Origin of the sequence: Pseudonocardia sp. N23, assembly GCF_002583555.1 — a bacterium.
In the GTDB taxonomy this organism is placed as follows: domain Bacteria; phylum Actinomycetota; class Actinomycetes; order Mycobacteriales; family Pseudonocardiaceae; genus Pseudonocardia.
Genome location: NZ_BEGX01000128.1, coordinates 100,997 through 111,938 on the forward strand (window position 1 = coordinate 100,997; position 10,942 = coordinate 111,938).

A 10,942-nucleotide genomic window follows, 5' to 3' on the forward strand; every position below is an offset into this window, starting at 1 on the left:
CCGAGCACTCGACCCCCAGGCACTTCCGGCGGCTCGCTCACGTCTTAGAGACCCGCGTGACCACGCCCCCCGGCGTCCGCGAGTGTCCGGCACCGTGTCTACTCGCCCGCCGCGGTTGTCGCTCAGCTAGTCACTCAGGGCTGTCCGCCAACGATCGCCCACAGCCATGCCCTTTCGGCGCGCAGGAGCCTTCCGAACCACGCTCATCAACCTGCCGCATCGTGTCGATGGCGCGGGCCACGCCAGCCCCGAATGGGGTGGACATTCGATACAGAGGGCACCTGTTATCAGCGCAAAACGCAGGCGCAGGAGTACGCTCGGCGGATGGCATTGACGCAAGGCCTCCAATCCAATCTGAGTCGCGGAGTTGACCGACGGACAACACTGCAAGCCTACTTTTCAAAGTCGGTTGACAATGGTGGTCAACTTGTTTGCATGTTTGCTAATCGATGCCGGTCATCCGCGGGAAGTATGGACTTAGCCGAGGGCCAGCTTTCGCACATTGGCGCCCATTATGAGCTTCAAGATTCCGGCAAATCTCTCCGCATTTTAGTGGTACCGATGCAGACTGGGCGACCTGATCAGCATGTGACAATCGAGCAGCGAGCCGCCCAAGTTGAGGCCAGTAAGCCGATTTCGGCCAGACCGATGCCTAGAACCCAGCATATGGACGGCACTGCGCTAGCACTTAAGTCGCTCCTTGGACGCGGGGTCGACGCGCCCGATGATCTGATGATCGGTAATCGACTAGCACATGTCTTTGACTGTTTCGCGATGAGCAATGCAACACTCTGTTCGCGCCTAAGTGGATCCGCCGCAGGAGGCGGGAGCCGCGAGATGTACGAGATGTGCGTGGTACATCTTCGTGAGGTTATCCGAATCCTTGAACCCACAGTCATAGTCGCGCAGGGATGGAGTAAATCGGGCCAGTCGCCGTCCCAGTCAGTGGCTCGGGCACTGAGGATTCCGACCCCGAGTCGGGGAACGTGTACGGCCGTTGACACCGCGTATGGCCCCGTAGGATTCGTATCGGTGATTCATCCCGCCCGATCATGGTTTCGTCCCACGAAGGCGTTCTTTGATGAGGTTCACCCAGCCCTGCTGGAAGCCCGCGCCCTAGTCTTGGATGACTGACCATTCATCTGCAGTCGGTAATTCCGAGCGCGCAGAGCGCCCCACTCGACCGCCACAGGGGGTGCCGCGCGGCAACGCGAGCGCTTCGGTGTGAACCCGGACGTGGACGGTCCGCGCTAGCGATCCAGTGTCGCCGTGTGCTGTCTGAGCTGGGCGTTCGTGTCGCCCCGTGCCGTCCGGTGTCGGCAGCGCTCACCGGCCTCGCTCCGGAAATGCTCCGCGCCACGGACCCGCAGCCACCACCGACGCAGCGCAAGACATGACCGCGATCTACGGCTGAACGCTAGAGGCCGTCCTCAAACTTCTTGGTGAGGTCATGATCTTTTCGTCCCCACTTCCATGAGTCGAGGACACCGCTCAACACGTAGAGCATCGCGAATGTGATCAGCGCCCAGCCGACGCTGTACACGGCGATACCACCGAACTCGCTCCAGGTGTCACCCCGAGCCCAGCGGACAAGTAGGACGATGGCGGCGCCAACGGCCGTGACGAAACACCCGGTCGGCCAGCGCAGGTCCCGCTTGTAGCGCAGGTCCCGCTTGTAGCGTCGGGCATCTTCTTGCTGCATCGCGCCGATAACCCTTCGGATCGTTGCTCTACGTGCGGACAGGCAGCCGTGGACCCTACGGACCTAGCGTCGCGCCCCCTCTGGCCGCCGCGTACGGCACCGAGAACTAGTATCCAGGCCACATTCAGCGTCCGGCCGTCGCGAGGTCCCTCAGGCGTTGGCCGCCACGTCCTTGAGAAATTGGCGTGCCTCGCTGATCAAGTTGGCCATTTCGACCTTCAGGTCGAGCGACGAGGCCCCGTAGCTGATGCGATCGCACTCTAGGAGATCGGCGCGATTGAAGATCGTCAGCGCGTCAGGGTGAGGCCTGCCGAAGACCGTTCCCAGCGCCCGGTCTTCGATGTGCTCGTAGGCGTTCCGGATGTCGTTCACCGCTGCTCGCTTCGCGGCGACCGTCGGCGGCACCGACACTACTGATCCGAGCAACGTCCCCGCCTTATCGATCATGTCGCACACTCGTCCGACGGCGACCACGGCGAGCTCGACCGCCGCGACAAGTCCGAACAGCCCGCGGCGAATGACGGGGCCCGTCAGGCCTTCCTGGGCGAGCTCCTGCCGCCGCTTCTCCACATCGACCAGGAGCACGTTGGCCGCATCGAGCCGGCGCGCAGCTGCCAGCAGGTACCGCACCTTCGCTTGATCATGCCCTCCGCCCACCGACATCCACGTCCACAGCACTGGGGTGATCGGCACGTATTCCCCCTCAGCGACACCGGCCGCTTCCTTCTCGTCGATCGCATCTAGCTCGATGACGATGGCCCCCTGCTCGAACGAAAGCTGGTCACCTGGTCGCACATGCACACGATGGCCCTCGTCAGGCTCCCCATGCGCCAGCGTGCGGGCGAAGACCGTGTTGCCCTCACGTCGTACTGGCACGGCACGCGCCCACGTCACTAGGTCATCGACCCGGCCGACCTCTGCGGTCTGATTCACACTCACGGCCGCGATGGCCGTCATCATCACGAGCTGCTCGCCCTCAAATATGGGGATTCGGGGCGGTTCGCCGTCCGCCGGATCGGCTTGCCGCACAAACACCTGGTTCCCCTCGCGGCCGTCGAGGACGACGGCCACCGGTGCGTCGGTACCCGCCAGGGTCACGTGCCCAAGCCAGCAGACAGGCTCGGGTGCGGGCAACGGCTGGGACGGGTCATGAGTCGTAGACGGAAGGTAGCCAAGTGACCCGACATCTCCGCCCGGATAATGTAGGAGAGACTCAGAACTGGCACTGCTACGTGCGACGACATCCTCGAATTGCCGCTTTCGTCTACACTCCACTTTCATCCCTGCACGCGGCGCGAATGCTCGACTGTCCGACTACGCCGCACCCGGTTCCTGAGTGCCATCCCGTCGACCTGGCGCAGCCCGACCGCGCGGACGCTCGTGGGCGGCCCTCGACGCAACCGCCGGCCGATCTACAGAAGCTCCGCCCACGGGTGGCCGCGTGGTAGCCCTCAGGAGGTCGTCGGGATGGCACGGGCCGCCATCCTGTTGATCTGCCCGCCCGGCGAGGGCGTGTGGAGGTTGTCGGCCACCGCTCGGCCCAACTGCCAATGGACTGCCCGGCTACCCCTTCTCAGTGGAGCTGGGCGGGGCGCGGCTACGAGCCGCTTCCCCTACCTGCCTTCATCTCGGTGAGCCCGGCGGTACTTCTCAATTAGATGGCTCGGAAGCCGGCCTCGGAGCGATACCTGTATCCCCTGCGTCTGGGCCCACTGACGAACAGCGCCTGGATCAGGGCCGTCGACCGGAGCCGACGTCCTCTTCGGCGGCCTAGATGCGGCCGCCTGAGGCTCACTCAGCTCAGGTATCGGGCTGTCAAGGGCCGGACGCGAACCACCGCGGATGGCCAAGTGCATAGCTGCGAGTCGCGCAGCCACAGTTGAAGGAGACGACAACGCACTGTAGGCATTGACCTTGGACTCGTTCTTTCGAACATCGACCGCAGAAATTAGAGGAGAGGCAAGGAAATCCAGAACCTCAGCAATCTCCTCCTGCGATGCTGCGTCCTCACTATTCATGGTCATAAGCCACAGGTCACGGGCAGTGAGTGCGCCACCGCTGGCTTTCACGTGACCTGTATTGTTTGCACTTCGCCACAGGGCGGCAACAACCTCGGCCATAATATCTTGCTGCCGCTTAACCGCCGCCCACTTGTCACGCAGAGCATCGACGCCATCAATACTAAAGATCTGCGCGAGTTCAGACATCGGTAACGGATAGGAGGCCTGGAGCGTCAATACCTGCGACAGTGTCCTTGCCGCGATAAGCACTACCTGCTCCTCCTTGGCCCAATTGACAAGGCGTCCGTCGAATCCTGGCGCAACGACGACAGAAACCGAGGCCTTATGCAATTTCCGATGCTCGCGGAGTACGTTGAATTCGAGCGAGTCCTTCGATCCGTTAGCGGCCGTCTTGGCATCAACTGCAACCGTTCGCGTGCTTCCCGGGGCGAGCCAAGCCTCGACCAAGACATCGGTCTTCCCTGGGCCGCCGATGTGCGTCGCCGAAAAGCCGAGATGCGCAAGAACTTCTGCGATAGCCCGCTCGAATCTCGCCGTACTAGCGACGTCAGTTGAGGAGCTCATTAGTTCATGTTCAAGCTCAGTCAACCGGGACGCGACCCGTTCGCTGACGCCTACATCTCCGTCCGCCTCGGCAAGATCATGCGACTCTTGCTCCTGCAACAGTTGCAATAGGGGAATGGTTGGACTGAAGGCTTTCCCTAGTGGCAGCACCCGATATGAGCTCTGAGTTACACGCTGAACAAGCCCAGCGGCTTCGAGAATTCTCAGACGGCGGGCGATCTCATTTGTAGCTAATCGCTCAATACCGTATTCTTCCTCCAATCGGCGCGCAAGCTCGCCCGCGCCGATGACATCGTCCATCAGCGTCAGGAGTTCCCCAACCCCCACGAAGCTCACATGAAAGAGCCTGACAAGGTCAAGTGGGTCGTCAGTCTCCAGCCACTCTTTGGCCGCTTCACTAACACGGAACTGGGTGGGACCCACCTGTTCGAGGAGGTTCGCAGCTCGGAGCGAATAGAGGCTGCCGGCGGCGGATGTCTCTGCGATGTTGAACTCTTGCGAGCATAGCTGCTCAAACTTCTCCCTGGAAATAGGCGTTTCCGCGAGAGCGACCAGCTGCTGAATTACGTCGATCGGGTCCCCACCTGGCATGTAACTGATTGCCCGTTTACGGTTGCGCAGACTTGCCTGATCGAGTTTTTCGATCTCCCTCAAGATGATTGGCCCCGGCTCACTTATGGCGAGTTCGGTAGAGATCCCGTCCACGTTCGCAATGATCTGCGGAACAGCCAGCTCGATCTGTTCGAGGAAGGCCCTGCCCGCATCAGTAACGACAAGCTCGTTTGACGACCATAGTTCAACAAAGCCAACAGCGCGAAACCACGTCGTTCGCCGACGCACCTGGTCGAGCGTCTCCCAGGGCAAACTGAACTCCTGGACCGCGACTTGCCGGAGATCCTCATGTGTCGTGCCGACTTGTATCGAGGCAAGAAGTTCACCGAAGAAGCGCACGTTGTTGTGAAATAGTGCCATCAAATAGCTGCTGTCGGGCTTAGAGAGCCAGTGCTCGGCCTCCGAAGACAACCGCAGAGCACCCGATGCTTCCCGTACCAGGAGGCCGGATCGGCCGAACGCTCTGACAGCGGCGCGCACTGTTGTTTCGCTTCCACTGTCCGCCCATTGGAAGCGTTCATCAATCGCCGGCGACTTGGCGATTTGGCGGAGCAGCAATTCTAGATTGGGGAGGACCAGATCGGGCGACCCGGGGATCCAAGGCATCGCGGCGCTTCGTAGGCTCCAAGCCTTCAAAGGCGCGTGAACCACGTCGTCAGAGTCAGCCGGTTCCGGATCCTGGGGTGCAAGAGGCATGCACTCAAGTTAGCGACCTACTGTCGGCCATTGCCAGCACATTCAACGCGCGCGTGTCGCGGTGCGTTCTATAGACCAGATGTGCCAGTCGTGTGCCTCGCGGGGACCGGCCGGAGGCCGCACGCCCCACGAGGCACGTGGGGCTGCCTATCGACGGCTGTCAAGCGCCCGAAGGGCGCCCTTGATACGGAATTGAAATTGTGAACACGTGCGCTTCGGCCACGCCCGTCGCGAGGGTCTGACCTGCGGTTACTTGTAGTTCCAGGTGCGGCCCGTGCCTCGGTACTGCTCGACCGGGATGACTGCGGCAGGGTCGGGCATGCGGTCGGTGTAGAGCTTGCCTTCGAGGTGGTCGATCTCGTGGCTGACCAGACGGCTGATGCCGCGTTCGAACGTCGTGAGCCGCAGTGATCCGTCGATGTCGACGTGCTCAACGACGATCTGCAACGGTCGCGCGACCTTGCCTCTGACGTCGAAGAAGCTGAGACAGCCTTCGTACTGCTCGTCGGTGTCGGCGGCGTACTCGACGACGGTCGGGTTGAGCAGTGTGATCGTCTCTCCGTCGGGAGTGCGCACGACAGCGGCAGAGCGTGAGATGCCGATCTGTGGGGCTGCGATGCCCATGCCCTTGCTGAAGACGTGAACGTCCGCGGCACGCTCCATCGCCGAGTGCAGCTCCGCGACGACCCGGCGGGCATCCTCGGCCTCGGTGGGCAGCTCGAATCGGCGGGCGGGCTCACGCAGGAGTGGGTCGCCGTCTTGCACGATGCCGATGGCGGCCATCTGCTCGCTGGGCTTGGGCGTCGACTCGGGCACGGCGGCAGTATCCCCGCGCCCGCGGAAGCGCCATTCGAGGCGGTACCGGGCGTGCAGGGGCGGGTCGTCGGTGCTCCACGCGAAGCGGGTGCGGCCGTCGTCGTGGGTCGACTCGATCGGGCTCCGGAACGGCAGCGCTTCGGCGGTCATCGAGGTCTCCATGCCCCAGACCGTGGGCTGCAGCTCGTCGGGGAAGTCCAGGCCGACGGCAAGGTGTCGGGTGGGGAGCCGGACGGCTCGCTGGAACCACTGGCCCCACTTGTCGGCGCCGACGCTGTAGGAGTAGCGCAGGTCTGCGCTCTGGCCGGGGTAGAGCGGGAAGCGGGCGTCGTCGTTCTCGAACAACAACCACAGCTCTTTGAAGGCGTCGCGGTCGTGCTGGACGGCCCAGCGCATCGGCTCGTCGCCGCAGAACGCGTCGAGGCGCAATTCCTCCCAGGTGAGCGGGTTCGCGCGGTATAGCTCGTTGGAGCGCTCCGGTGCCCCCGGGTAACGGTCGACCGAAATACGGATGAGGTACCGAGACACAGGCGCCGAGCCGTGGTTGACGATGCGGCGGTGCTGCGAGGCTCGGTACACGCCGTCCTCGTAACGAAGCGTCGCCTCGTCGTGGTCGACGATCAGGGCCGCCGGCTCCGTGGCGTCCACCCCTGCGGAGGCCGTTCCCCCGCTGTTGCGCGGTGACGGGGCCTGGCTCGTGTAGGCACGGCGCAGCGCTCCCCCGGCGGCCAGCACCTCGTCCGCGCGGCGAGCGAAGTCGATGGCCGGCCAGTCCGCGCCACTCTCGATCTTTGAGATGTACGAGCGGTCGTAGCCCATCTCGCGGGCGAGGCGGGCCTGTGAGAGTCCTCGGACGTCACGCCACCGCTTAAGCTCCCCGACGAACGCTTCGCGGTCTCCCGACGTCACCCTGCTCTCCCCCTGTGATCAGACGTGAACGGTGAGTGAGTGGTGGGCACCCTGTTCCCACCCCCGCCGTCCGCGGTTTCTTAGACCCCATGGAGCTGACACCGCAGGAAGCCAGGGTGATCCGTTTGCGACTGCGAACGCTGGGACTCTCTTTAGTCGCGCTCGTCGATCGCGCAGCGGCGCTTGACACCGACCCGCTCAGGGCCGGTCGGAACCCTCCAGCCGATCCAGCCGACGAGACAGGTCCGCAACCGTCGCCTGCAGCTCGTCAAGCTGCCGGGTGATGCCCGACATCGTGTCGGGCTCGCGATCCTGCGGGTCGTTGACGAACACACCGACGGCTGGGGTCGCGATCAACCAGCCCTCGTCCTGCAGGACGCGTAGTGCCTTCTGCGCGGTCCCGAGCGAGACGTCGTACTCCTCGGCAACGCGGCGGTTGCCGGGTAGCTGGTCCCCCGGCTTGAGCTGCCCGGCCCGAATCTGCGCCTTGATCGCCTCCACCACGCGCTGGTAGGCGGCAAGGCCAGCCGGTGTCGCACTCATGGCAGCAGTCTAGGCCGCCTGACCCACACCGACATAGATCACTCGATCGGATGACCACAACTGACTCACACTGATATAGATTGATACATGTCAGTTCGGCAAAGGAGGACAACATGCGTGACATCCCGGTCAACCTCGGCGGCTACAAGCTCGTGATCGTCGAGCCCCCGGCACCGAAAATGCGCGAGGACGCCAACGGCGCGCAGGTCCCGGTGACCGACAAGGCGGGTGCCACCCAGTTCGTGGTCGCGTTGTTCGCGAAGCTGCGGACCAACCCTGGTGAGCGGACGCAGAAGGGCGAGGAGATCAAGGTGACCCTGGCGACCGATCCCGGTGACGGGTTCGGGGAGGACGTGCGGGTGGAGCTGGTCGATGCCCGGGTGAGTCAGTACCAGATCGACAACGGCGCGGGCCGGGTCACGTCGGGGCTGTCGTTCAAGGCGATGGGCATCAAGCACGCCCCCGCCCCGCGCGGTGGTGGCGACAAGTGAACCGCCCGGACTGGCTGCCCTCGACCTCGGTGGACGTGAACGTGCACGTCCACGAGACCGCCCGGCTGATCCCTCACCTCTACGACCAGGAAGCGCGCGCCACCGTGCGAGCCGAGGGCTCGGGTGGCTCGGTCACCCGCTACGCCACCCGCGACGGCCTCGCCCGCCTGCGCGACGTCCTCGCCGACGTCGTGGCCCAGCTCGACACTGCCCGCCACAACCCGGCCGCCTGACCGCCTCCCGCCTGCGGGGTAGCCACCCCGAACCACTTCGCGCGATTCCGCGCACCCGTTCCGCAATTCGCCGAATTCGGCTGTGGCTACCCCATGCCCAAAACCGGCCACCACCAGCAGAAAGGAGACCCGGCGATGGCCTGCACGGACTGCTCCGGGAGCGATGCCTGTGACTGCTGCCAGGGCTATGGCACCACCCCCGACACCTACCCCGGCGCCGACGACGGCACCGACTGCCCGGCCTGCGACACCACGGGCGTCTGCCCGACCTGCCACGGCACCACCCTCCCCTGCACGACCCCGCCCGCCGCAACTCAGGAGGTTCTGTCATGAACGTGATCACCACGACCCATCCCGGCGGTCGCACCCGCCCCACGACGTTCGGTGTCGGGCGTCTGGTCCGCCGGTTGGAGCGCGAGCGGCGCCAGTGGATCGCGCCCGACGGACCGGAGCTGCCCACCGAACAGGCATGGCGCGCCGGCATCGCCGAAGGACTCCGTCTGGCCGCCCTCGCGATCCGCAAGGGGGCGTGACCAATGGCCCCGACGTCGACGAAGTCCTTCACCCGCGTCTACCCCCGTGCCCACAACCACCGCCTGTCGTCGCGCTCCGCAGGCGCCGAGTGGCGTGCCCTCGGCTGGCTGGCCCGCCATCCCCTGTTCCTGCTCGCCCTCGCCGCCCTGATCGGCGCGCTGGTCCTTGCCGGTCCGCTCGTCACCGGCTGCGTCCTCGGCGGTCTGCTCCTCATTGGGGGGCTGTGGGGGCGTTGCCACCCGGCTACGTTCGACCGTTGGGCCGCCCCGCTGCTGCGCCCGGCATGGCGACGCTGGACCGCCTACCGGGGCCGTCGCTGGGCCGCCGTACTCGCCGACTGCGAGCTGGCCCGGGAGAACCGCCGCACCGGCCGTCTCGTCGTCCCCCGGCTGCTGCGGGTCCGCTCGTCCTCCCCGTCGATCGACACCCTCTACGTCCGCCCTGCCAGGGGGCAGGACCTGCGGACCTGGACCGACCGCGCCGACGCCCTCGCCGACGCCCTGACCGCGCACCGGGTCGCGATCACCCGCACCCGCCCCGGCGTCCTCGCCATCGTCGTCGAGCGGGAGATGCCGTTCGACCACGTCATCCCCGCCCCCGACATCCCCAGCGACTCAGCTGACGTCGACCTGTCCGCGCTCGACGTCGGGGACAACGAGCACGGCCAGCCGTTCACCCTGCGCGTCCTTGGCACCCACGTCCTCGTCGCCGGGGCATCCGGGTCCGGGAAAGGCTCGCTGCTGTGGGCGCCGATGCGCGCCATGGGACCCGCGATCCGCGACGGCCTCATCCGGCTGTGGGTCATCGACCTCAAAGGCGGCGCCGAGACCTCCCGCGGCGCCCCGCTGTTCCACCGCCACGCCCCCACCATGACCGACGCCCTACGCGTCCTGCACGACGTCCGCGACGTCCTCAAGCAGCGGCAGGAACACATGCGCGCCAACAACCTCCGCCGCCTCGACGTCTCCGCCGACTGGCCACTCGACGTCGTGGTGATCGACGAGATGGCCATGCTCACCGCCTACGGCGAACGCTCCGACGTCCGCGACGCCCTCCGCCTGCTCGCCGAGCTGCTCACCCAGGGCCGGGCCTGCCTGATCTCGGTGATGGGCTACGTCCAGGAGCCCTCCAAAGACGTCGTGGACGTCCGCGAGCTGTTCCCCACCCGGGTGTGCCTGGGCGTCACCGCCGCCTCCCACGTCGACATGGTGCTCGGCGAAGGAGCCCGCGAGCGCGGGGCGCTGGCCGATGAGATTCCCGGCGACCCCCGCCACGCCGGGATCGGGTTCGTCATCGACCAAGGCTCACGGCTACCCGTGCGGTTCCGCGCCGCCTACGTCAGCGACACCGAGATCGACGAGCTGGTCGACCGCTGCGCCCCGGTTCCCCGGCTCCGCGCCCTCGCCCCGAGCGATCAGGACGAGACCGACGACTCTGGGAGGGCTGTCTGATGTGGACCGTCACTGGCTGGGCACTCGCGGTCTGGCTCAAGCTCACCCTGGTCCTGGCTGTCGCGGTCGGCGCCGCGTGGTGGCTGCTGCCGACCGGCTCGGGCTGGTTCCCGCTGATCCTCATCACCGCCGCAGTGATCGAGGTGTGGGCGGTGCGAGCCTTGGCCGCTGAGTGGACCTACGCGGCCCGTAGCTCGTGGTGGTGGCAGCGATGACCCGACACCCCGAATCCGCCGGCCAAGCCCTCCTCTTCGACGACGACCTGACCGACCGCGTCCTGCGCGACGCCCGCGACCCCGGCTACGTCCTGGTCGGCATCGCCGAGAAGGTCCACACCCGCGCGATCGGCACCCGCGCCGCCGAGTTCGCC

Annotated in this window: 11 protein-coding genes; 6 read left to right on the forward strand and 5 right to left on the reverse strand. The window is 65.6% G+C overall.

Annotated features, from left to right (window positions below; all coding sequences use genetic code 11):
* Positions 1 to 1,417: 1,417 nt before the first annotated feature.
* The 5 genes from TOK_RS28535 to TOK_RS28555 all read right to left on the reverse strand — a co-directional run bounded on the left by TOK_RS28535 (position 1,418) and on the right by TOK_RS28555 (position 7,863).
* The gene (locus TOK_RS28535; RefSeq protein WP_098961089.1) at positions 1,418 to 1,702 is read right to left on the reverse strand and encodes a hypothetical protein; all 285 of its coding nucleotides are present in this window, start codon (positions 1,700 to 1,702) and stop codon (positions 1,418 to 1,420) included.
* Positions 1,703 to 1,852: 150 nt separating this feature from the next.
* Positions 1,853 to 2,773, reverse strand: coding sequence for a light-mediated development protein DET1 (locus tag TOK_RS28540; RefSeq protein WP_098961090.1), 921 nt, complete (start codon positions 2,771 to 2,773; stop codon positions 1,853 to 1,855).
* A gap of 542 nt (positions 2,774 to 3,315) precedes the next feature.
* Positions 3,316 to 5,595, reverse strand: coding sequence for a histone-like nucleoid-structuring protein Lsr2 (locus tag TOK_RS33615; RefSeq protein ID WP_216362134.1), 2,280 nt, complete (start codon positions 5,593 to 5,595; stop codon positions 3,316 to 3,318).
* Positions 5,596 to 5,844: 249 nt separating this feature from the next.
* Entirely contained in the window at positions 5,845 to 7,320 is a 1,476-nt protein-coding gene (locus TOK_RS28550; RefSeq protein WP_253258700.1) for a peptide deformylase, read from the reverse strand.
* 198 nt (positions 7,321 to 7,518) lie between these two features.
* Complete coding sequence (locus TOK_RS28555; RefSeq protein ID WP_098961092.1) at positions 7,519 to 7,863, reverse strand: GntR family transcriptional regulator; 345 nt, start codon at positions 7,861 to 7,863, stop codon at positions 7,519 to 7,521.
* 113 nt (positions 7,864 to 7,976) lie between these two features.
* Here TOK_RS28555 and TOK_RS28560 point away from each other — a divergent pair, with 113 nt between their 5' ends.
* From TOK_RS28560 to TOK_RS28580, 6 genes are all read left to right on the forward strand, one after another.
* Positions 7,977 to 8,354 (forward strand): hypothetical protein, encoded by a 378-nt coding sequence (locus TOK_RS28560; protein ID WP_098961093.1) that lies wholly within the window; start codon positions 7,977 to 7,979, stop codon positions 8,352 to 8,354.
* Complete coding sequence (locus tag TOK_RS28565; protein ID WP_098961094.1) at positions 8,351 to 8,587, forward strand: hypothetical protein; 237 nt, start codon at positions 8,351 to 8,353, stop codon at positions 8,585 to 8,587. Before TOK_RS28560 ends, TOK_RS28565 begins: the two co-directional genes overlap by 4 nt.
* A 135-nt stretch (positions 8,588 to 8,722) precedes the next feature.
* Positions 8,723 to 8,920 carry a hypothetical protein gene (locus TOK_RS32120; protein ID WP_141566596.1) on the forward strand — a complete coding sequence of 66 codons (198 nt, stop codon included), beginning with the start codon at positions 8,723 to 8,725 and terminating at the stop codon, positions 8,918 to 8,920.
* Positions 8,917 to 9,120 (forward strand): hypothetical protein, encoded by a 204-nt coding sequence (locus TOK_RS28570; RefSeq protein WP_098961095.1) that lies wholly within the window; start codon positions 8,917 to 8,919, stop codon positions 9,118 to 9,120. Before TOK_RS32120 ends, TOK_RS28570 begins: the two co-directional genes overlap by 4 nt.
* Before the next feature lie 3 nt (positions 9,121 to 9,123).
* Positions 9,124 to 10,572, forward strand: a complete 1,449-nt coding sequence (locus TOK_RS28575; RefSeq protein WP_141566597.1) for an FtsK/SpoIIIE domain-containing protein — start codon at positions 9,124 to 9,126, stop codon at positions 10,570 to 10,572.
* Positions 10,572 to 10,787, forward strand: coding sequence for a hypothetical protein (locus TOK_RS28580; RefSeq protein ID WP_098961096.1), 216 nt, complete (start codon positions 10,572 to 10,574; stop codon positions 10,785 to 10,787). Before TOK_RS28575 ends, TOK_RS28580 begins: the two co-directional genes overlap by 1 nt.
* The last annotated feature ends 155 nt before the right edge of the window (positions 10,788 to 10,942 follow it).